The organism is Pseudomonas sp. LBUM1672 (genome assembly GCF_059695655.1).
Genome location: NZ_CP166781.1, coordinates 4,562,095 through 4,583,766, shown reverse-complemented (window position 1 = coordinate 4,583,766; position 21,672 = coordinate 4,562,095). Strand labels below are relative to the sequence as shown.

Genomic DNA, 21,672 nt, shown 5'->3' with positions numbered 1-21,672 from the left:
ACAAAACAGGTGAAGTGATGCAGCGATTTTCCCAAAAGAATTTTGACCGGACATCGACAGATGCCCGGTTTTTGTCGTGCCTGCAAAAGGGGGCTTGATCCATGGCTGAACCTCTTTCCTTGCCACCCGTGCCCGAACCGCCCAAGGGCGAGCGCCTGAAAAACAAGGTGGTGTTGCTGACCGGCGCTGCGCAGGGCATTGGCGAGGCGATCGTCGCCACCTTCGCATCGCAACACGCCAAGCTGATTATCAGTGATGTCCAGGCCGAGAAAGTCGAGAAAGTCGCGGCGCATTGGCGGGATAAAGGCTTCGATGTCTGCGCGATCAAGGCCGACGTCTCCCGGCAACAAGATCTGCACGCGATGGCCAGGTTGGCAGTCGAGCTTCACGGCCGGATCGACGTATTGGTCAACTGCGCCGGGATCAACGTGTTCCGGGATCCACTGGAAATGACCGAAGAAGACTGGCATCGCTGCTTCGCCATCGACCTCGACGGCGCATGGTACGGCTGCAAAGCGGTGCTGCCGCAAATGATCGAGCAGGGCATCGGCAGCATCATCAACATCGCCTCAACCCATTCCACTCACATTATTCCGGGCTGCTTCCCGTACCCGGTGGCCAAGCACGGCTTGCTCGGACTGACCCGCGCGCTGGGCATTGAATACGCGCCAAAGGGCATTCGTGTGAATGCAATCGCGCCGGGCTACATCGAAACCCAACTGAACGTCGATTACTGGAACGGTTTTGCCGACCCCCAGGCCGAACGTCAACGGGCCTACGACCTGCACCCACCACGGCGTATCGGGCAACCGATGGAAGTGGCGATGACTGCCGTTTTCCTGGCCAGCGATGAAGCGCCGTTCATCAATGCCTCATGCATCACCATCGATGGTGGTCGCTCGGTCATGTATCACGACTAAGCAAAACGGCTTTCAGGCGCGGAACTCCGTCTGAAATCCAATCATCATACGATATGACTATTTGCTGCACCGTTTTCAAATAACGCTCAAAAAAAATAACAAGGAGTCAGCTTATGAATCGTCGTCGTGGGATCCGTTCCCTGTGCTGTGCCGCTCTGGCGGTCACTGCGGTCAGCCTGAGCAGTACGCTGCTGGCGGCCGAGGAAGTGAAAATCGGTTTCCTGGTCAAGCAGGCGGAAGAGCCCTGGTTCCAGACCGAATGGGCATTCGCCGAAAAGGCCGGGAAAGAGAAGGGCTTCACCGTGATCAAGATCGCCGTGCCTGACGGCGAGAAAACCCTCTCGGCCATCGACAGCCTTGCCGCCAACGGCGCCAAGGGCTTCGTTATCTGCCCCCCGGACGTCTCCCTCGGCCCGGCCATCATGGCCAAGGCCAAGCTCAATGGCTTGAAAGTCATCGCCGTCGATGACCGCTTCGTCGATGCCAATGGCAAGTTCATGGAAGACGTTCCGTACCTCGGCATGGCGGCGTTCGAAGTCGGCCAGAAGCAGGGCGCGGCCATGGCCACCGAAGCGAAAAAACGCGGCTGGGACTGGAAAGACACCTACGCGGTGATCAACACCTTCAATGAACTCGACACCGGCAAGAAGCGCACCGACGGCTCAGTCAAAGCCCTCGAAGACGCCGGGATGCCGAAAGACCACATCCTGTTCTCGGCCCTGAAAACCCTCGACGTGCCAGGCAGCATGGACGCCACCAACTCGGCGCTGGTGAAACTGCCGAGCGCGGCGAAGAACCTGATCATCGGCGGCATGAACGACAACACCGTGCTGGGCGGCGTGCGCGCCACCGAAAGCGCCGGTTTTGCCGCGGCCAACGTGATCGGCATCGGCATCAACGGCACCGACGCGATCGGCGAACTGAAGAAAGCCAACAGCGGTTTCTTCGGTTCGATGCTGCCAAGTCCGCACATCGAGGGCTACAACACCGCCAGCATGATGTTCGAGTGGGTTACCACCGGCAAAGAACCTCCGAAGTACACCGCGATGGACGACGTGACGCTGATCACTCGCGAGAACTTCAAGCAGGAACTGGAAAAGATCGGCCTGTGGAACTGAGGGCTGGTTGATTTCATCGGCGGCCCTGGCGACGGGGCCGCCTGATCTGTGTGATGAGGTGGTTTTATGCACGCGCAAGTACAGACACATGAGCACAGCGTCGGCGGCAGCCTGCGCTTCAACGGGATCGGCAAGACCTTTCCCGGGGTGAAGGCGCTGGATGGCATCAGCTTCGTCGCTCATCCGGGGCAGGTTCACGCCTTGATGGGCGAGAACGGCGCCGGCAAATCGACCCTGCTGAAAATCCTCGGCGGTGCCTACACGCCGAGCAGCGGCGACCTGCAGATCGGCGAACAGACGATGGTCTTCAAGTCCACCGCCGACAGCATCGCCAGCCGCGTCGCGGTGATCCACCAAGAGCTGCACCTGGTGCCGGAAATGACCGTGGCGGAGAACCTGTTCCTCGGTCATCTGCCGGCCAGTTTCGGCCTGATCAACCGAGGTGCGTTGCGACAACAAGCGCTGGCCTGCCTCAAAGGCCTGGCCGACGAAATCGATCCGCAGGAGAAAGTCGGGCGCCTGTCCCTCGGGCAGCGGCAACTGGTGGAAATCGCCAAGGCGTTGTCCCGTGGTGCGCATGTGATCGCGTTTGACGAACCGACCAGCAGCCTGTCGGCGCGGGAGATCGATCGATTGATGGCGATCATCGGGCGCCTGCGCGACGAAGGCAAAGTGGTGCTTTACGTGTCCCATCGCATGGAAGAAGTGTTCCGCATCTGCAACGCGGTGACGGTGTTCAAGGACGGTCGTTATGTGCGCACGTTCGAGGACATGAGTGAACTGACCCACGACCAACTGGTGACGTGCATGGTCGGGCGCGACATTCAGGACATTTACGATTACCGCAGTCGCCAGCGTGGTGCCGTCGCGCTCAAGGTTGACGGTTTGCTCGGGCCTGGCTTGCGTGAGCCGGTGAGTTTCGAGGTGCACAAGGGCGAGATTCTCGGGCTGTTCGGTCTGGTCGGTGCCGGTCGTACCGAGCTGTTTCGGATGCTCAGCGGGCTGACGCGCAACACCGCCGGACGCCTGGAACTTCGCGGTCATGAGGTGAAACTGCGTTCCCCTCGCGATGCCATCGCTGCCGGGATTCTGCTGTGCCCCGAGGACCGCAAGAAAGAGGGCATCCTGCCGCTCGCCAGTGTCGCCGAGAACATCAACATCAGCGCCCGCGGCGCCCATTCCACGTTCGGTTGCCTGTTGCGCGGTCTGTGGGAAAAGGGCAACGCCGACAAGCAGATCAAGGCGCTGAAAGTGAAGACGCCCAGTGCCGAGCAGAAAATCATGTACCTGTCCGGCGGCAATCAGCAGAAGGCCATTCTCGGTCGCTGGCTGTCGATGCCGATGAAAGTCCTGCTGCTGGACGAGCCTACTCGCGGCATCGACATCGGGGCGAAGGCCGAGATTTACCAGATCATCCATAACCTGGCCGCCAGCGGCATTGCGGTGATCGTGGTGTCCAGCGACCTGATGGAAGTGATGGGCATTTCCGACCGCATCCTGGTGCTCTGCGAAGGCGCGATGCGCGGCGAGTTGTCTCGCGCAGAGGCCAATGAATCCAACCTGCTGCAACTGGCTTTGCCGCGCCAACGCGCTGACGGCGTGGCGAACTGAGAGGTGACTATGACAATCCAAAACAACGCTCTGCCGACCCAGCGCAAACCCCTCGACTTGCGGCGCTTTCTCGATGACTGGGTCATGCTGATGGCGGCGGTCGGGATCTTCGTGCTGTGCACGTTGCTGATCGACAACTTCCTCTCGCCGCTGAACATGCGCGGTCTGGGCCTGGCGATTTCGACGACCGGGATTGCCGCCTGCACCATGCTGTATTGCCTGGCGTCCGGGCATTTCGACTTGTCGGTGGGCTCGGTGATTGCCTGTGCCGGCGTGGTCGCGGCGGTGGTGATGCGCGACACCGACAGCGTGTTTCTCGGCGTGAGTGCGGCGCTGGTGATGGGGCTGATCGTCGGGCTGATCAACGGCATCGTGATCGCCAAGCTGCGGGTCAACGCGTTGATCACCACGCTGGCGACCATGCAGATCGTTCGTGGCCTGGCTTACATTTTTGCCAATGGCAAAGCGGTCGGCGTGTCGCAGGAGTCGTTCTTCGTCTTCGGTAACGGCCAGTTGTTTGGCGTGCCGGTGCCGATCCTGATCACCATCGTCTGCTTCCTGTTTTTCGGCTGGTTGTTGAATTACACCACCTACGGGCGCAACACCATGGCCATTGGCGGCAACCAGGAAGCGGCGTTGTTGGCCGGGGTCAACGTTGACCGGACCAAGATCCTCATCTTTGCCGTGCACGGTGTGATCGGTGCGTTGGCCGGGGTGATTCTGGCGTCGCGCATGACCTCCGGGCAGCCGATGATTGGCCAGGGTTTCGAGCTGACGGTGATTTCGGCTTGCGTGCTGGGCGGGGTGTCGCTGAGCGGCGGGATCGGCATGATCCGGCATGTGATCGCCGGGGTGTTGATTCTGGCAATTATCGAGAATGCGATGAACCTGAAGAACATCGATACGTTTTATCAGTATGTGATTCGCGGTTCGATCTTGCTGTTGGCCGTCGTCATCGACCGCCTCAAACAACGCTAACCCCGCTTTTGTGGCGAGGGAGCTTGCTCCCGCTGGGCTGCGTAGCGGCCCCAAAATCTCTGTTTTGATCCAGGATTTTGCGAGTGCTGCGCACTCGAGCGGGAGCAAGCTCCCTCGCCACAGTGGTTACTCCTCCTGTCATCTCCTTTAAATAATCCTTGCCCACCCCAGCCCGTTTCGGTTATCACTTTGTACATGATTAGACAGGTACGATTTGACAAGAAACAACGGGTGGTCGATGAGCTCATTCGGCGCATCGAAAGCGGCCTCATGGAGGACGGCTTTCTGTTGCCGGGCGAGCATCAGTTGGCTCAAGAATTCAAAGTCAGCCGCGGCACGCTGCGCGAGGCCCTTGCCGAGTTGAAACGACGCAACTACATCGCGACCCAAAGCGGCGTGGGCTCCATCGTCACTTTTGACGGTGTGGTGCTCGACCAACGCAGCGGCTGGGCGCAGGCGCTGGCCGACAGCGGGGCGCTGATCAATACCGAAGTGCTGCGGCTGGAGGCCGTCACGCGGCCGGACCTGATGTCACGTTTCGGCACCGACCAGTTCATCACCCTTGACCGGCGTCGCCGTTCCAACGACGGCAAGCTGGTTTCCCTCGAACGCTCATTGATGCCCGCCACCGGAGGCCTGGAAAGCCTGCCGCGTGTCGGCCTGATCGACCATTCCCTGACCATCACCCTGGCCGCCTACGGCTACATCGGCGAACGCGGCGATCAATGGATCGGCGCAGAACCCTTGAGCGCCGAAGACGCCGAGTTGCTCGGCCGCCCAGTCGGCACGGTTTTCCTCAAAGCCTTGCGCACCACCTACGACCGGCAAAACCGCTTCATGGAACAGGTCGAAAGCCTGCTCGACCCGGTGCACTTTCGCCTGCACCTGCAGTTTGGAGAATCAAAATGACCGCGCTCGACCGTGCGCTCGGCGCATTCTACGGACTGGCCTTGGGCGATGCGCTCGGTATGCCGACGCAGTCCTTGAGCCGCGCGGAAATCAAGGCGCGCTTCGGCCATATCACCGATCTGCAAGACGCCGGCCCCGATCAACCGATCGCCGCCAACATGCCCAAGGGCTCGATCACCGACGACACCGAACAGGCGATTCTCGTCGGTCAGTTGTTGGTGGACGGTGAGGGCTGGATCGAACCGGCCGTGCTCGCTCAACGGCTGATCGAATGGGAAGCCGGGATGCAGGCCAAGGGCTCCCAAGACTTGCTCGGGCCTTCGACCAAACGCGCGATCGAGATGATCCTCGCCGGCCACTCGCCGGAAGAAGCGGGGCGCTACGGCACCACCAATGGCGCGGCGATGCGCATCACGCCCGTGGGCCTCGCAGCGGATGTCGCCAACCCTGAGCGTTTCATCAGGGCCGTGGTGCAAGCCTGTCAGGTTACTCACAACACCACGCTGGGCATTTCCAGCGCGGCAGCGGTGGCGGCGGTGGTTTCGGCCGGCATCAACGGCATGGACCTGGGCGAGGCCTTGAACCTCGGCCAGCAAATCGCCCAGCAAGCTGAAAGCCACGGCCACTGGGTCGCGGGCGGACGGATTGCCTCGCGCATCAGTTGGGCGCGGACCATCAGCGTCGACAGTGACAAAGCGTTGCTGGCGGATTTGCTGTACGACGTGATTGGCACGTCGGTGGCGTCGCAGGAGTCGGTGATCGTGTCGTTTGCCCTGGCACAACAAGTCGCCGTCGGTGAAATGAACGCGTTCGAAGCGCTGTGCATGGCCGCGAGCCTGGGCGGTGATACCGACACCATCGCAGCGATTCTCGGCGCGATGCTTGGAGCCTGTCTGGGGCTTGGGAGTTGGCCGGTGGCGATGATCGACCAGGTCAAAACCGTTAATGATCTGGAGCTGGAGCCTTTGGTAAAAGGGCTTTTAGCCTTGCGCTGACTGGACTGGCCTCTTCGCGAGCAAGCCCGCTCCCACAGGGATAGTGCAAACCCAACGGTACCTGTGGGAGCGAGCCTGCTCGCGATAGGCGCGCCGCGTATTTGAATTGATAACCCCGCAATGGATCGCACGGACTTGGCCAGGACAGCCGGACTGTTGTTTTCGTCTTCCGTCATTGCCCACAACCACAAAAAAGGCAACAGGAGCATTTTTCATGAGTTCATCGAACGCCGGGCAAAGCGCCGGGCAACTGGAAACCCGCGGCATCGAACCGGTGCCGGAAGCTGAGTGCAACGGTCATCCGCTGCAACTGTTCTGGGTCTGGTTCGCGGCCAACATTTCCATCCTAGGGCTGCCGCTGGGCGCCACGCTGGTGGCGTTTCGCGGGTTGGCGATCTGGCAGGCGATCATCGTCGCGATCCTCGGCGCTGCGGGTTCTTTCGCCGTGGTCGGGATCATCTCCATCGCCGGTCGTCGTGGTCGCGCACCGAGCCTGACATTGTCGCGCGCGATCTTCGGCGTGCGCGGCAACATCGGCCCGACTCTGGTCTCGCTGATGTCGCGGCTGGGCTGGGAAACCGTCAACACCACCACCGCGGCCTTCGTGTTGCTGTCGTTGTGCTCGATCCTGTTCGGTTCGCCGGTGGAAGCCAAAAGCGCGCCGGTACTGACCCTGATCTTCATCGCGATTTTCGTGCTTCTGACCTTGTCGGTCTCCGGCCTCGGTCATGCCACCTTGCTGGTCATCCAGAAGTGGGCGACTTACGTGTTCGGTGCGCTGAACATTCTGGTCGGCGGCTTCCTTTGCGCCACCATTGACTGGAGCGCGGTATTCAACGCCACGCCTGCGCCATTGAGCGCGATGATCATCGGCGTCGGCACCATGGCTGCAGGCACCGGGATCGGCTGGGCCAACGCCGGCGCCGACATGTCGCGCTACCAGCACCGCAGCGTCAAAGCCGTGCGCCTGGTGGCGTCGGCGGCGTTCGGTGCGGGGATTCCGCTGGTGCTGCTGATCACCCTCGGTGGCCTGCTGTCGGTGGGCAACAACGATCTGGCGTCGGCCACTGACCCGATCATCGCAATCCGCGACATGCTGCCAACCTGGATGGCTGTGCCATACCTGATCACCGCGTTCGGTGGGTTGTTGCTGTCGAACAACCTGTCGGTGTATTCCGCCGGTTTGACCACGTTGACCCTCGGTCTGAAGGTCAAGCGCGTGTACGCCGTGGTGGTCGACATCGTCGCGATCTTCGCCGGTTCGATCTACTTCATGCTGATCGCCGACAGTTTCTACGGTCCGTTCATTACCTTCATTTCGCTGCTGGCGGTGCCGATCACGGCGTGGGTCGGGATCTTCGTCGTTGATCTGATCCACCGTCATTACTACAGCCCCCAAGACCTGCTGGACGTCAGCCCGAGCAGCGCCTACTGGTACAACGGCGGCATCGAGTGGCGCGCGTTTGGTGCCTGGGCGCTGGCGATCGTGCTGGGTTTCAGCTTCACCACCATTGGCACCACCGAACAAAACGTCTGGTTCCGCGGTTTCCTGTCTGACTCGTGGCTGGGCCATAACGGCCTCGGCTGGATCGTCACGTTCCTGGTGGCCGGGGGGATTTATTTTGTGCTCGGTGGGGCCAAGGATCGTCGTGCCGCAATGACTGAGAACGCTCATGCCTAGATTGCTGCACACCGGCCAGGTCATTATCGACCTGGTCATGGCCGTGGACAAATTGCCTCAACCGGGCGGCGACGTGCTGGCGCAATCCGCCAGTTTCGAAGCCGGTGGCGGGTTTAACGTGATGGCCGCCGCCCAGCGGAACGGTTTGCCGGTGGTCTACCTCGGTCGTCATGGCACCGGTCGTTTCGGCGATCTGGCCCGTGAGGCGATGGAGGCTGAAGGCATTCAGGTTGGCATCGCACACAAGGCCGAACGGGACACAGGGCTGTGCGTTGCGGTGACCGATGCGTCGGCCGAGCGCAGTTTCATTTCCTGCATCGGCGCCGAGGGCGAATTGACGGCCGAGGACCTGGCGAACGTGCCGGTCGAGGCGGACGACTACGTTTACGTCAGCGGCTATAGCTTGCTGCATGCCGGCAAGGCCCAGGCGCTGGTGGAGTGGGTGCTGGGTTTGCCGAACGCGGTCAACGTGGTGTTCGACCCGGGCCCGTTGGTGGATTCGCCGGATGCACCGTTGATGCAGATGTTGTTGCCGCGCATTGATGTGTGGACCAGCAACAGTGTCGAGGCGCTGCGGTTTACCGGGACGTCGGACATTGCCGAGGCGCTGGACAGGCTGACCGATCATCTGCCGGCCGACGTGTTGATGGTGATCCGCGATGGGCCGCAAGGGTGCTGGATCAGTCAGTACGGCGAACGTCAGCATGTGCCCGGTTTCAAGGTTGAGGCGGTGGACAGTAATGGTGCCGGGGATGCCCATGCCGGGGTGTTTCTGGCCGGGTTGGTGCAAGGGTTGTCGGCGGGTGAAGCGGCGCGGCGGGCGAATGCGGCTGCGGCGCTGGCGGTCACTTGGTGGGGGCCGGCGACTTCGCCTGGGGCTGCTGAAGTGGATGAGTTGATCCGCAAGACTTTTGGCGTCTGATCTACCGCCATCGCGAGCAGGCTCGCTCCCACACTGGATCTGTGAACGACACAAATCCAATGTGGGAGCCTGCTCGCGATGGAGCCATTAAATTCAGTACATGAGTCAGCCTTAACCAGCCTTTCTCAAACGGTCGCAGCCGCGCACGACTGCGACCAGATTCATCTTGTTAAACGTCCAGCTTTCGCGCCGCCTCAACCCCAGCCGCGCTGAGTTTGATCGGCAGTTGCAGCGAGTGTTCGCCGGCTTCGTTACAGGTCACATGGCCGTGCTGAATCAGTCCACGGTCCTGTAGCGTGGCGAGGGCGCTGGCCACGACTTTCTCCCCCCGGTAATTGTCCAGGACCTCCTTGCCCAAGCCACCTGGATGGGCATGCAGCAGACGGGTCAGGACTTCTTTCTCAAGGTTTTTATCGACGTTCATGGTTACCTCTTCATGGATGTGGATAGGTGCAACTCGCATGGGCGAACTATTGACTGGCACCGCCTTCGGAACCCGAGCCACCGGTGGTGGTTTTCGAGCCGATGCCGGTGCCGGCGTTATCGGGTGTCTGGGTGTCCGGCTGGTTCATTCCCCCTTGACGGCCCGCATCGTTGCCTTGAATCCGTGGGTCGGTGCCCGTGGACGCAGGCACGCTGTCGACGCCCGAGCCATTGGTGTTCATGCCGGGCGAGCCTTGAGTGGTCGGGGACTTTGGACTTTCGACCGGGTTGGTCGGGCCGGTCCCGGGGGCGGGGGTCGCCGCGAACGCGGCAGAGGACAACAGCGTGGCAAGAGCGAGGGCAGTCAAGCGGGACGTGATCATGGTGTCGTCTCCATTCAATTAGAGTCCTTACCTGATGTTGGTCCGCCCCCGATTTGGATTGGTGCCTGATGAACGACGAACGGTTCAGGCCTGCTGAAGCGATCTGGCGCTGACGACCCGGCGCCAGATCAAGCGGCCCACGGTGACCAGCCAGTTCAGCAGCCCTACGGCGAGAACTGTGAGCAGAAGTGTCGTCATTCCGTGCTCGACGATGATCTTTCCGGCCAGCAACGGAAAACCGAACACGCCGATGAAGTACGACAGGCTGAACAGCAGCAACGATTGCGAAGTGGTGCCATGCGGCGCTTCGTTCGCCGCCAGGCCATTGATCACCGAATACGTCAGCCCATAACCGACTCCGAGCATCATTGCCGCCAGCACGTAGCTGAACCCACTGTCGACCACGAAACCGAATAGCACGATCGAGCCCATCATCAGCCCCGACAGCAGGCAGGACGCGCGGAACGGATCGCGCTTGACCACGAAACCGGCAATCAACATTCGGCTGCTGATCGCCGCGCCCATGAAGCCGAAAAAGAACAGTGAGTAATCCAGCGAGCGAGACGCGGCGTAACTGGTTTGAAAGCTCGACAGGCCACCGAATACGCACCCGCCGAGGCCGACCATGATGATCGGGAACACTGCTTTGGACGACAGCACCTGAACAGTTGCTCGCCAGGAAATGCGCGCGACGGAGGTGGCAGGTGAGGGCGCTTTTTTCAACTGAGCATCAAGCCGCCAAAACAGCACCACGCCGATCAGACTGGCCAGCGCCGCGAGGTAAAACGCGGCGGTCACCGGATAGCCCAGCGCACTGGCCGCGCGGCCCAACAACGGACCGCTGCCGATCCCGGTCATCATGCTGCCGGACAGCAGGGCGAAGTATTTTGCGCGTTGGGCGGGCGTTACCAGACTCGCGACAATAATCGGCCCCAAGGTGTAGAACACGCCCCAACCAAGCCCCAGCAGCAGTCCGAAAAACAACAACAGATTGCCGAAACCCGGCGTCACCGCGAAGCCCAGGCTGGCTGCCAACAGCAGCACGCCAAACAGCGCAATCGAACGCGCCGCGCCGAGCACATCAGACAGGTGCCCGGAGACAATCACTGCCGCAAACGTACTGAGCATCGCCGCCGAAATCACACTGCCGGCATCGTGTTCGTTTCCGCCACGGGAGCCGATCAACAGCGACAACAGAAAGGTCGAGCCGTAGGACAGCGACAGCAAGTAACTGGCGAGGCAAAACAGGCCAAACAACCTGCTTGAGACGTGGGGCGGTGCGGTAGACATGACGCGGTTCCTTGACCCGATAAAGTCGCAATCCCTCTATCTACCACGCACATCGACATTGTTAGGTCCGAGGTTATCGATGCCAGGGTTAGCGCCGGCCGGAGTTATACGCTCAGGGTATGCCGATTTCTTCCTTGAACAGTTCCATGAAACCTTTCAAGCGCTCATGCCTGATGCGCGCCAGTCGCTGGCCGGTCATCGTCTGGAAACCGTCCGCCAGGTGCAGCAGCTTGGTCTGAAAGTGATCAAGGCAAAAGCGTTTGTCATCGTAGTCCCGCGCCCTCGCTTCCGGGTCTTGCGGCTCGTACAACGCGCTGCCCATGCGCCCTGCAATGTAAAACGTGCGCGCGACGCCGAGCATGCCGAGGGAGTCGAGACGGTCGGCGTCCTGCATGACCTTCGCTTCGAGCGAGGTCGGGGTGATGTTGGCGGAGAAGCTGTGGGCTTCAATGGCGTGGGAGACCGCACTGATTTTTGCGCTTGGCCAACCCATGTCGGCCAACACGGCAGAGGCCTTTTCTGCTGCCAGGCGTGAAGCCTGCGAACGCAACGGCGAATTCTTCTCAACCGCCACGCAATCATGCAAAAGCACCGCCGCCAGCATCACTTCAAGATCGCCACCTTCTTCAGCCTGAAGCGTGCGCACGTTGAGCCACACCCGTTGCAGATGGGACAGATCGTGAGCGCCATCTTCCGAGGGTTCCAGCGCATGGGGGAGCAGTTGCGCAGCGAGGATTTGCAGCGGTGCAAAAGCATCAGTGGTCATAATTTTCCTATGAAGTGAAATGCGCTTTTGTGGCGAGGGAGCTTGCTCCCGCTGGGTTGCGAAGCAACCCCATCCCGGGCGCAAAGGTATTTCAGTTAAAACCGGGTTGCCAGCCTTTACGACTGCTTCGCACTCGGACGGGAGCAAGCTCCCTCGCCACAAACCACGCGCCGACTTAGTATGGCGTTTTCAACTTTCGACAAAGGCACGTCCATGACGATCGAGATCCGCCCGGCGACCCCCAGCGATGCACCGCAAATCCTCGGGTTCATCACTGAACTGGCCGACTACGAACGTGCCCGCCACGAAGTCATCGCCAGCGTTGCCGACATCGAACGCAGCCTGTTCAGTGAAGGCGCCACCGCCCACGGCCTGATCTGCCTGCGCGACGGCTTGCCGATCGGCTTCGCGGTGTTCTTCTTCAGCTATTCCACCTGGCTCGGCAGCAACTGCCTGTACCTCGAAGACCTCTACATCACCCCCCAACAGCGCGGTGGCGGCGCCGGTAAAATCTTGCTGCGCCACCTCGCCAAAATCGCCTGCGCCAATGACTGCGGACGCTTCGAGTGGAGCGTGCTGGACTGGAACAAACCGGCAATCGAATTTTACAAGTCGCTGGGGGCGCAGCCACAGGAAGAGTGGGTTCGGTATCGGATGGATGGGAAGGTGTTGCGCGAGTTTGCCGAGGGGAGTTGATAAACGTTGTTTTCTTGCGCTGAATCCAGTTGTCGCCACGGGTCTAGTCCGTCATCCTGTGCGCCTTTGCGCGCTCACGGATGACACCTGCAATGCCGATGGCATTTTCATTTCGACATTCGTCACCGCCATCTACTATCCGGTTTGGTTGAACGCTGTTGGTGCATCTGTTTTGTGCCCTGGATGTTTGCCACCATCGCTTTAAAACTCAAAAAGCAAGGAGCTTTGACTTGAGTGGAAAACCTGCTGCGCGCGTTACCGATCCTACTTCGTGCCCATTGCCCGGACATGGCACCAATCCAATTGTTTCCGGATCGCCCGATGTTTTTTTCGATGGCCTGGCCGCTGCTCGCATGACAGACAAATCTGCGTGTGGCAGCCCAATTACCGGCGCAGTTTCGGGTACGGTTTTCATCAATGGACTCAATGCTGCAACCCTCGACAGCACGGGCGGGCATGGCAACGTAGTCATCGGCGGTTCCGGGACCGTTATCATTGGGCAAAGCGGAGGCGGAGCATCGTTTAGTGGGTTGCTACCCATGCCGGTGCATTTCACCGACAGACTACAAGTGGTGAATGATGCGACCGGTGAGCCAATTCCTTATCACCCCTACACCATTCAGCGTGGTGACGGAAGCGAAGAGCATGGTGTGACGGATGCGTCCGGGTTTACTCACACCGTTAGTTCTCATTTGGCCGAGACCATTAAACTGTTTGTGGAGTGATTGGCATGGCTGGTGAAGCAGCAGCGGTGAAACAAGAGTTACCAAAAAGAGAAGTAAAAACGCATACATTGACCTGTAAAACGGATCAGGCTGTTAAGCAAGTTCCTGTCACCTTACGAGACGTGGTTGTATTTTTTATTGGTGGTGCAGGCGATCAGGAAAGTTACTACGGCACAGGGCCTAATAATAATATCGATTACGTGCGTAGGATTGCTGTTGACGATGCAAAGCAACTGGAAATTTTGAAGCGCTGTCCTTCGTGGGCGCTAAGTTATAATTCCTTTATTAGTAATGATGATCTTGAACGCAATGTGCTGAGTCGAATACCTAATTGCTCTACCGCGATTTACATCATTGGTCATAGTCTCGGTGGGTGGAATGGAGCCCACCTTTCCAGTGTGCTGACAGACAAAGGCTTCAAAGTAAAAATGCTGATTACACTGGACCCGGTAGGTGAAGGGAAAATCGTCTACGGCATCTCAAGTATCTATAGGCGAGAGCCCACTCCCAAGGCTGACTACTGGGTTAATATTCGGGCGGCAGCGCTAGACTGGAATGTATCGGATCTGGTCGCGGACTTTGGTGAGCAGTGGGAAATAATACAGGGACCCAATGTCATGGGGAGGGTAGATATCAATCATGCCGATGCAGACAGAATGTTTGTGCAGACATTACCTGGAGGCAAGTCTGCCCGACAAATATTCAACGAGTCGATTTTGAACTACTTCAGGGAGTGATTCTGGATGCATAAGTTTTTTTTGTTTTTAATGATCTTGATGAGTGCATCGTGTTCTCTCAATCACGGAAGACCTATCGCAACCCTTGAGTATTCCAGTGTAAGCGAACTTCGGAATACTGGGATTTACCAGGTTTTTTTCACTTCCGATGCGGAGCTTCTTGGGTTGTTTAAGTCGCGAATAGGTGAGGGGTTGGTCTGTTCTTTAGAAGATGATTTGGATTTTACCGAGGCGCACCATATAAAGCGTTCCGGTTTTGGCTTGGTAGAAAAAGTGAATGAGCCGGCACCGTTGCTCTATCGAGCGAATGTTATTTTTAGTGAGTCGGAAAGCGGAAAAGGAGGAGAAGATTATTTGGAAGGAGCGGCGCTTATTCCGCTATTGAAGAAACGTGACTTTATTTCGTGTGTGTATCGAGTTCATACCACTACGTACAATACGTACTTCTCTAAAGTCATGCATGTGCCAACCGCAGAGCTGTTGAAGGCTATTTCTCACCAGTAAACAAACCATGTGATTCGAGTTTGTTTGCCGGGAAAACAGTTTCTCAATGACTCAGTCACTGGCTTCCCAATAACTATTGATCAATCCTCCGAGGACTTGTCGAACGGTAATCTTGAAAGCCCCGGCCTTACCCTCATCAAGGGCCGCTTTCCATGTCGCATAACCTTGACTGAATTCCGGAATATCTGCGGTTTCCCCCATGCGATGGGTGATGCTGCGTTCCAAGGCTTTTACCTGGAAGGGTAGGTGTGGCATTTCATTGAACTCGCTACCTGTCACCGGATTGATCATCCGAAAGCCATCCACCCTGATGTGAACAACCTTACCCAGCTTTGGATAATTCTCGATTTTCAGGATCGTCAGTGTCGATCCATCCTCGCCCGGCCGGTTTTTGTAGGCCCAGATATCGCCCACCTTCAATTCTTTCGATGCGCTGAATGCTGCGGTGGACCAGAGAGCACTGCAGAACAGCAGCGCCTTTAAAGCAATCTTCATTTTTCTTCCTTGAGGGCTGGGTGCCGTTCCGATGGCCGGGCATTTTAAGGCGTTGGCGGAGAAAATCTTGTCACACTTGTAAATCCCATAATATGGGAGTGTTATTTATATATTGAGATCTCTCCGCCTCCGGGTTTATAGTCCAGCTCACTCACTGCCAATAAACAAAACAGGTGAAGCGATGCTGGCGCAATTGATCGCGCTCGATTGGGGGACGACCTCATTACGTGCTTACAAACTCGCCGCGGGTGGCCAGGTGCTGGAACAGCGGTCGCTGTCGTCCGGGATCATGCAGTTGCCCCGGACGCCGCGAATCATCAACGGTCAGGCATGTGCTGACGGATTTGAACTGGCCTTCGACGAGGCGTGCGGTGACTGGCTCGACGCGCAGCCGGATTTGCCGGTGATTGCCTGTGGCATGGTCGGCAGCGCCCAGGGTTGGCGCGAAGCGGCCTACTGCGACACGCCGGCAAACGTCGCCAATCTCGGAACTTCCCTACAAACCATTCGCAGTCTTCGCGGTGTCGATGTGCACATCGTGCCGGGCGTGATTCAGCGTTCGCGATTGCCGAACGTGATGCGCGGCGAAGAAACCCAAGTACTGGGTGTCCTGCAGAATCTGCCGATCGAGCAGGGCCGTGATCTGTTGATCGGCCTGCCGGGCAGTCATTCGAAATGGGTGGAAGTGGCCGGCGGTTGCATCGTGCATTTCGACACCTTCATGACCGGCGAGATATTTGCCGTGCTCAGCGAACACAGCATTCTGGGGCGCACCCAGCAAAAGGGCGCGTCCTTCGATGGCCAGGCATTTGATCGGGGTGTGCAAGTGGCGCTGTCGGCGGAGGGCGAGATCGGGCCGCTGTCGACATTGTTCAGCGCCCGCAGCCTCGGATTGACGGGTGAACTCAGCGCGACCGCGCAACCGGATTACTTGTCCGGCCTGCTGATCGGCCATGAGCTGTCAGCGCTGGCCAATGTCCAGCGACACCGACTCAACAGCGTTCATCTGCCGTCGATCATCCTCATTGGTAATTCCCAACTTTGTGCCCGCTACAGCCGGGCTCTCGACGCCTGCGGTTTTGCCCGCGTGACCCTGGCCGAACAAGCCACCGAACGCGGGTTGTGGCAGTTGGCGGTCGCCGCCGGACTGATCGCCGCACACCCACCCCGTTAAACCTGACTGGAGGTCTGACATGCTCAAGCAAGCACTGGCGCAAAACGGTCTGATCGCGATCCTGCGTGGCCTGCGCCCGCAAGAAGCGGCCGCCATCGGCGAAGTCCTTTACGCCGCCGGATTTCGCGTCATCGAAGTGCCGCTCAATTCCCCCGAGCCGTACGAAAGTATCCGCATCCTGCGCAGCACGTTGCCCGCCGATTGCCTGATCGGCGCAGGCACGGTGCTGACACCGGAGCAGGTCGAGCAAGTGAAGGCGGCGGGCGGGCAGGTAATTGTCATGCCGCACAGCGATCCCAAGGTGTTACGCGCAGCAAAAGCGGCGGGGTTGTTTCTGTCGCCGGGTGTTGCGACGCCGACTGAAGCCTTTGCCGCACTGGCCGAAGGGGCGGATGTATTGAAGATGTTCCCGGCGGAGCAGATGGGGCCGGCAGTCGTCAAAGCCTGGCTCGCGGTGCTGCCTGCCGGAACGATTCTCGCGCCGGTCGGAGGGATCACACCGGACAACATGCAGGTGTTTATCGACGCCGGGGTCAAAGGCTTCGGCCTCGGTTCCGGGTTGTTCAAACCGGGCATGACGCCTGAGGAAGTGGCCGTAAACGCCAAGGCGTATGTCGCTGCATGGAACGCTCTGCGTTAAGACTTTTTGGCGCCGAGCGCGCTACATCTATAAGAGAGACAACAAGATGAAAATCACCAAACTCACCACCTTCATCGTTCCGCCACGCTGGTGCTTCCTCAAGGTCGAAACCGACGAAGGCGTGACCGGCTGGGGCGAGCCCGTGGTCGAAGGTCGCGCGCACACCGTGGCGGCGGCCGTTGAGGAATTGTCCGACTACCTGATCGGCAAAGACCCGCGCAACATCGAAGACATCTGGACCGTGCTGTACCGTGGCGGCTTCTACCGGGGCGGCGCGATCCACATGAGTGCGCTGGCCGGTATCGACCAGGCGTTGTGGGACATCAAGGGCAAGGCCCTGGGCGTGTCGGTCAGCGACCTGCTGGGCGGCCAGGTGCGCGACAAGATTCGCGTCTACTCGTGGATCGGCGGCGACCGCCCGGCGGACACCGCCCGCGCTGCGAAAGAAGCGGTCGAGCGTGGTTTTACTGCGGTGAAAATGAACGGCACCGAAGAGCTGCAATTCCTCGACTCCTTCGAGAAAGTCGACCTGGCCCTGGCCAACGTTGCCGCTGTGCGTGATGCGGTGGGCCCGAACGTCGGCATCGGCGTGGACTTCCATGGCCGGGTGCACAAGCCCATGGCCAAGGTGCTGATGAAGGAACTCGACCCTTACAAACTGATGTTCATCGAAGAGCCGGTGCTCAGCGAAAACTACGAAGCGCTGAAGGAACTGGCGCCGCTGACCAGCACCCCGATTGCCCTTGGCGAGCGCTTGTTTTCGCGCTGGGATTTCAAGCGTGTGCTGAGCGAAGGTTACGTCGACATCATCCAGCCGGACGCGTCCCACGCAGGCGGCATCACCGAAACCCGCAAGATTGCCAACATGGCCGAAGCCTACGACGTGGCGCTGGCGCTGCATTGTCCGTTGGGTCCGATTGCCCTGGCGGCGTGCCTGCAACTGGACGCGGTTTGCTACAACGCGTTCATTCAGGAGCAGAGCCTGGGCATTCATTACAACGAGAGCAACGACCTGCTCGATTACGTGAAAGATCCGCGAGTGTTCGACTACGACAAAGGCTTCGTGAAAATCCCGAATGGCCCGGGCCTGGGCATTGAGATTAACGAGGAATACGTGATCGAACGCGCCGCCGTCGGCCACCGCTGGCGCAACCCGATCTGGCGCCATGCCGATGGCAGTTTTGCCGAGTGGTGAGTTCTCTCTGACCCACCGCTAATCCCTGTGGGAGCCAGCCTGCTGGCGATTTGGCCGGCACACCCGGCATTTAGGGTGACGGACACACCGCTATCGCCAGCAGGCTGGCTCCCACAGTTTGATCTCCATGGACAGGGAGATCTGCATCAATCCAGTTTCACATCGACCTCAATAAACATAAGAAGAGGCATTCCCCATGCAACCGCAAACCCTTACCGGGCAGGCGTCGCTGGTGGCGCCCAGCCGCAAGCGTTTTTTCATCATGGTGCTGCTGTTCATCACCGTGGTCATCAACTACCTCGACCGCAGCAACCTGTCCATCGCCGCCCCCGCGCTGACCAGCGAACTGGGCATCGACCCGATCCACGTCGGGCTGATTTTCTCGGCGTTCGGCTGGACCTACGCCGCCATGCAAATCCCCGGCGGCTGGCTGGTCGATCGCGTGCCGCCGCGCATCCTCTACAGCGTTGCCTTGCTGCTGTGGTCGATCGCCACGGTGATGCTCGGTTTCGCCGCCAGCTTCATTGCGCTGTTCGTCTTGCGCATGGCAGTGGGCGCGCTGGAAGCGCCTGCGTATCCGATCAACAGCCGGGTGGTCACCACCTGGTTCCCGGAACGCGAACGCGCCACAGCGATCGGTTTCTACACTTCCGGGCAGTTCGTGGGGCTGGCATTCCTGACGCCGGTACTCGCCTGGCTGCAGCATGAGTTTGGCTGGCACATGGTGTTTGTCAGCACCGGTGCGGTGGGCATTCTCTGGGCGGTGATCTGGTATGCGGTGTATCGCGAGCCTCGGGATTTCAAAGGCGCCAACGATGCCGAAATCGAGCTGATCCGCGAGGGCGGCGGGCTGGTGGATATCCAGACCGAGCAAGCCAAGGTCAAGGCCAAATTCAGCTGGACCGACCTCGGCATCGTGCTGACCAAACGCAAATTGTGGGGCATCTACCTCGGGCAGTTCTGCCTCAACTCGACGTTGTGGTTTTTCCTGACATGGTTCCCGACCTACCTGGTGAAATACCGCGGCATGGACTTCATCAAGTCCGGCCTGTTGGCGTCGCTGCCGTTTCTCGCGGCATTTATCGGCGTGCTGTGTTCCGGGTTCTTCTCCGACTTCCTGATCCGTCGCGGCTACACAGTGGGTTTCGCGCGCAAGTTGCCGATCATTGGCGGCTTGCTGATTTCGACTTCGATCATCGGCGCCAACTTTGTTGAATCGACGCCGTTGGTGATTGCCTTCCTCGCGTTGGCGTTCTTCGGTAACGGGCTGGCGTCGATCACCTGGTCGCTGGTGTCGACACTGGCCCCGGCGCGGTTGCTCGGGTTGACCGGCGGGGTGTTCAACTTCATTGGCAACCTGTCGGCGATTACCACGCCGATCGTCATCGGTTTCCTGGCGACGGGTGATTCGTTTGCCCCCGCGATCACCTACATCTCGGTTCTGGCATTGATTGGCGCGCTTTCCTACATCTTGCTGGTCGGCAAGGTCGAGCGTATCAAGTTGTAGTCGCAGCCATCGGGCGACCATAATGCCGCCCGTTCACTCGCTCAACGGTAAAGGCTGGATATGCAGGAAGATGCCCAAAAAATCGCCAAGGACGCCGCGCCAACCGGCACCCAGACACTGCTTCGTGGCCTGGGTGTGGTTCAGGCCGTGGCCAGTGGCGCCCGCGATCTCAAGGAAATCGCCCGGCTGATCGGCACGACGCGCAGCACCACCCATCGTCTGGCCAGTTGCCTGGTGGACGAGCGTTACCTGCGCGTCGTTCCGCAAGTCGGTTATCTGCTGGGGCCGAAGCTGATCGAGCTGGGTTTTCAGGCGCGTGAAGAGTTGCCGTTGGTGACCCTGGCCGGGCCGTATCTGGATGAATTGTCGGCGTTGACCGGCGACACCATTCACTTGGCGATTCGTGAAGGCGACGAGGTGCTGTACCTGCACAAGAATCCGGGGCGCAATGGCCCGGAAATGCGTTCGCGGGTCGGCCATCGCATGCCGTTGGCGCGCACCGGGATCGGCAAAGCCTTGATGCTCGATGACACGCAGGAAGAATGGCAGCGGCTGTACGAGGTTAGCCTGCCGGCAGGTGGGAAAAATCAGTTTTGGCCGCTGCACCCGGAGCAGTCCTGGGAGCAGTTTCAGCAGCGCATGATCGAGTACGTGGCCGGCGGTTACGCCTTCGATCTGGAAGATAACGAACCGTCGATCCGCTGTGTCGCGGCGCCGATCCGCGATGCCAGCAAGCGCATCGTCGCCGGCATCAGCATCGCCAGCACCGTGCCGTACATGCCGCTGGAAAAAATGGCCGAGCTGATTCCCCTGATCAAAGGGGTCACAGCCCGGCTGTCTGCGGAGCTTGGCGCGAAGGTCTGATTAGACCTTCAGCGTCGCCATGTCGATGACAAAACGGTACTTCACGTCACCAGCGATCATGCGAGCGTAAGCCTCGTTGATCTGGCGGATGTCGAGCATTTCGATGTCGCAGGTGATGTTGTGTTCGGCACAGAAATCCAGGACTTCCTGGGTTTCGGCAATGCCGCCAATCAGCGAGCCGGCCAGTACGCGACGGCTCATCACCAGTTTGCCGGCGTGGATCGGTGGGTCGACCGGTTGGATCAGCCCTACCAGAATGTGCACACCGTCGAAACGCAAGGTATCGAGGTAGGGATTGAGGTCGTGCTGCACCGGAATGGTGTCCAGCAGGAAGTCGAAATGACCCGCCGCGGCCTTCATCTGTTCGGCATCGGTGGACACGATCACGTGGTCCGCGCCTTGACGACGTCCTTCTTCAGCCTTGCTCGCCGAGCGGGTGAACAGCGTGACTTCGGCGCCCATCGCCTTGGCGAACTTGATGCCCATGTGGCCGAGGCCGCCCATGCCCAGAATCCCGACCTTGTCGCCGGCCTTCACGCCGTAGTGCTTGAGCGGCGAGTAGGTTGTGATGCCCGCGCAAAGAATCGGCGCGGCGCTGGCCGGGTCGAGTTTTTCCGGGATGCGCACGACGAAGTGTTCGCTGACCACGATGCTGTCGGAATAGCCGCCCATGGTGTTGCTGCCATCGACCCGGTCCGGGGTGGCGTAGGTCATGGTCGGACCTTCGAGGCAATATTGCTCAAGGTTGGACTGGCAGGCTTCACAGCTGCGGCAGGAGTCGACCATGCAACCGACGCCAACCAGATCGCCGATTTTGTGCTGGGTGACATTCGCACCGACGGCGGTCACTTTGCCTACGATCTCGTGGCCGGGCATCAGCGGGTAAACGGCAATGCCCCACTCGTTGCGTGCCTGGTGGATGTCGGAATGGCAGACGCCGCAGTAGAGAATGTCGATCGCAACGTCGTCGGCCCTTGGGCTGCGGCGTTCGAATTTCACGGGGGCGAGGGGAGTGGTGGCCGACTGGGCGGCGTATCCGATGGCGGTGTACATGATGAACCTCGCAAAAGCAGTGACAAGTGAGGCGACGCATTTTGGGCGCCGTGCCTGCCACCGGCCATGGCGATTCCTCCGGGTGT

Annotated in this window: 23 protein-coding genes; 17 read left to right on the top strand and 6 right to left on the bottom strand. The window is 59.5% G+C overall.

The genetic code is table 11. The features are described 5' to 3' along the window. Window positions 1-101: 101 nt before the first annotated feature. The 8 genes from ACA053_RS20840 to ACA053_RS20805 all read left to right on the top strand — a co-directional run bounded on the left by ACA053_RS20840 (window position 102) and on the right by ACA053_RS20805 (window position 9,134). Window positions 102-920: an SDR family oxidoreductase gene (locus ACA053_RS20840; RefSeq protein WP_109633826.1), complete on the top strand. Its 819-nt coding sequence runs from the start codon at window positions 102-104 to the stop codon at window positions 918-920. A gap of 113 nt (window positions 921-1,033) precedes the next feature. Beyond that, a complete protein-coding gene (locus ACA053_RS20835) occupies window positions 1,034-2,038 on the top strand; it encodes a substrate-binding domain-containing protein (protein ID WP_497312941.1) in 1,005 nt (334 codons plus the stop codon). Between the two features lie 66 nt (window positions 2,039-2,104). Further along, window positions 2,105-3,649, top strand: coding sequence for an L-arabinose ABC transporter ATP-binding protein AraG (gene araG / locus ACA053_RS20830; protein ID WP_109633823.1), 1,545 nt, complete (start codon window positions 2,105-2,107; stop codon window positions 3,647-3,649). A 9-nt stretch (window positions 3,650-3,658) separates the two neighbouring features. Further along, the gene (gene araH, locus ACA053_RS20825; RefSeq protein ID WP_497312939.1) at window positions 3,659-4,627 is read left to right on the top strand and encodes an L-arabinose ABC transporter permease AraH; all 969 of its coding nucleotides are present in this window, start codon (window positions 3,659-3,661) and stop codon (window positions 4,625-4,627) included. Between the two features lie 195 nt (window positions 4,628-4,822). Then, on the top strand, window positions 4,823-5,536 hold the full coding sequence (locus tag ACA053_RS20820; protein ID WP_109633820.1) for a GntR family transcriptional regulator: 714 nt from the start codon (window positions 4,823-4,825) through the stop codon (window positions 5,534-5,536). Continuing rightward, window positions 5,533-6,531 carry an ADP-ribosylglycohydrolase family protein gene (locus ACA053_RS20815; protein WP_497393578.1) on the top strand — a complete coding sequence of 333 codons (999 nt, stop codon included), beginning with the start codon at window positions 5,533-5,535 and terminating at the stop codon, window positions 6,529-6,531. Before ACA053_RS20820 ends, ACA053_RS20815 begins: the two co-directional genes overlap by 4 nt. 214 nt (window positions 6,532-6,745) lie before the next feature. After that, entirely contained in the window at window positions 6,746-8,212 is a 1,467-nt protein-coding gene (locus tag ACA053_RS20810; RefSeq protein ID WP_497312933.1) for a purine-cytosine permease family protein, read from the top strand. After that, window positions 8,205-9,134 (top strand): PfkB family carbohydrate kinase, encoded by a 930-nt coding sequence (locus ACA053_RS20805; protein ID WP_497393577.1) that lies wholly within the window; start codon window positions 8,205-8,207, stop codon window positions 9,132-9,134. The genes ACA053_RS20810 and ACA053_RS20805 overlap by 8 nt, the downstream gene beginning before the upstream one ends. Before the next feature lie 169 nt (window positions 9,135-9,303). Here ACA053_RS20805 and ACA053_RS20800 read toward each other — a convergent pair whose 3' ends face one another. The 4 genes from ACA053_RS20800 to ACA053_RS20785 all read right to left on the bottom strand — a co-directional run bounded on the left by ACA053_RS20800 (window position 9,304) and on the right by ACA053_RS20785 (window position 11,996). Further along, window positions 9,304-9,558, bottom strand: a complete 255-nt coding sequence (locus ACA053_RS20800) for a hypothetical protein (RefSeq protein ID WP_094468480.1) — start codon at window positions 9,556-9,558, stop codon at window positions 9,304-9,306. 46 nt (window positions 9,559-9,604) lie between these two features. Then, window positions 9,605-9,940, bottom strand: coding sequence for a hypothetical protein (locus ACA053_RS20795; protein WP_109633812.1), 336 nt, complete (start codon window positions 9,938-9,940; stop codon window positions 9,605-9,607). 84 nt (window positions 9,941-10,024) lie between these two features. Next, window positions 10,025-11,230 carry an MFS transporter gene (locus tag ACA053_RS20790; protein ID WP_497393576.1) on the bottom strand — a complete coding sequence of 402 codons (1,206 nt, stop codon included), beginning with the start codon at window positions 11,228-11,230 and terminating at the stop codon, window positions 10,025-10,027. 112 nt (window positions 11,231-11,342) lie between these two features. Beyond that, window positions 11,343-11,996: an HD domain-containing protein gene (locus ACA053_RS20785; protein ID WP_497393575.1), complete on the bottom strand. Its 654-nt coding sequence runs from the start codon at window positions 11,994-11,996 to the stop codon at window positions 11,343-11,345. Window positions 11,997-12,209: 213 nt separating this feature from the next. On the opposite strand from ACA053_RS20785, the gene ACA053_RS20780 reads away from it, so the two are divergent. The 4 genes from ACA053_RS20780 to ACA053_RS20765 all read left to right on the top strand — a co-directional run bounded on the left by ACA053_RS20780 (window position 12,210) and on the right by ACA053_RS20765 (window position 14,658). Then, entirely contained in the window at window positions 12,210-12,692 is a 483-nt protein-coding gene (locus ACA053_RS20780; protein WP_497393574.1) for a GNAT family N-acetyltransferase, read from the top strand. Between the two features lie 230 nt (window positions 12,693-12,922). Further along, a complete protein-coding gene (locus ACA053_RS20775) occupies window positions 12,923-13,417 on the top strand; it encodes a PAAR domain-containing protein (protein WP_497312925.1) in 495 nt (164 codons plus the stop codon). A gap of 5 nt (window positions 13,418-13,422) precedes the next feature. Continuing rightward, window positions 13,423-14,154 carry an alpha/beta hydrolase family protein gene (locus ACA053_RS20770; RefSeq protein WP_109633804.1) on the top strand — a complete coding sequence of 244 codons (732 nt, stop codon included), beginning with the start codon at window positions 13,423-13,425 and terminating at the stop codon, window positions 14,152-14,154. Window positions 14,155-14,160: 6 nt separating this feature from the next. Next, window positions 14,161-14,658 carry a hypothetical protein gene (locus ACA053_RS20765; RefSeq protein ID WP_497393573.1) on the top strand — a complete coding sequence of 166 codons (498 nt, stop codon included), beginning with the start codon at window positions 14,161-14,163 and terminating at the stop codon, window positions 14,656-14,658. Window positions 14,659-14,709: 51 nt separating this feature from the next. Here the strand turns inward: ACA053_RS20765 and ACA053_RS20760 are convergent, their stop codons facing one another. Then, the gene (locus ACA053_RS20760) at window positions 14,710-15,153 is read right to left on the bottom strand and encodes a hypothetical protein (RefSeq protein WP_497393572.1); all 444 of its coding nucleotides are present in this window, start codon (window positions 15,151-15,153) and stop codon (window positions 14,710-14,712) included. Between the two features lie 181 nt (window positions 15,154-15,334). On the opposite strand from ACA053_RS20760, the gene ACA053_RS20755 reads away from it, so the two are divergent. The 5 genes from ACA053_RS20755 (at window position 15,335) to ACA053_RS20735 (ending at window position 20,533) form a co-directional block, all read left to right on the top strand. Beyond that, window positions 15,335-16,327, top strand: coding sequence for a 2-dehydro-3-deoxygalactonokinase (locus ACA053_RS20755; protein WP_497393571.1), 993 nt, complete (start codon window positions 15,335-15,337; stop codon window positions 16,325-16,327). 19 nt (window positions 16,328-16,346) lie between these two features. Further along, window positions 16,347-16,967 (top strand): 2-dehydro-3-deoxy-6-phosphogalactonate aldolase, encoded by a 621-nt coding sequence (locus ACA053_RS20750; protein WP_149629307.1) that lies wholly within the window; start codon window positions 16,347-16,349, stop codon window positions 16,965-16,967. A gap of 46 nt (window positions 16,968-17,013) precedes the next feature. After that, entirely contained in the window at window positions 17,014-18,162 is a 1,149-nt protein-coding gene (gene dgoD, locus ACA053_RS20745) for a galactonate dehydratase (protein WP_008152275.1), read from the top strand. Between the two features lie 196 nt (window positions 18,163-18,358). Beyond that, window positions 18,359-19,669, top strand: coding sequence for an MFS transporter (locus ACA053_RS20740; protein ID WP_497393570.1), 1,311 nt, complete (start codon window positions 18,359-18,361; stop codon window positions 19,667-19,669). Between the two features lie 60 nt (window positions 19,670-19,729). Then, window positions 19,730-20,533 carry an IclR family transcriptional regulator gene (locus ACA053_RS20735; protein ID WP_497312917.1) on the top strand — a complete coding sequence of 268 codons (804 nt, stop codon included), beginning with the start codon at window positions 19,730-19,732 and terminating at the stop codon, window positions 20,531-20,533. Here ACA053_RS20735 and ACA053_RS20730 read toward each other — a convergent pair whose 3' ends face one another. After that, window positions 20,534-21,586 carry an NAD(P)-dependent alcohol dehydrogenase gene (locus ACA053_RS20730; protein WP_497393569.1) on the bottom strand — a complete coding sequence of 351 codons (1,053 nt, stop codon included), beginning with the start codon at window positions 21,584-21,586 and terminating at the stop codon, window positions 20,534-20,536. Between the last annotated feature and the right edge of the window lie 86 nt (window positions 21,587-21,672).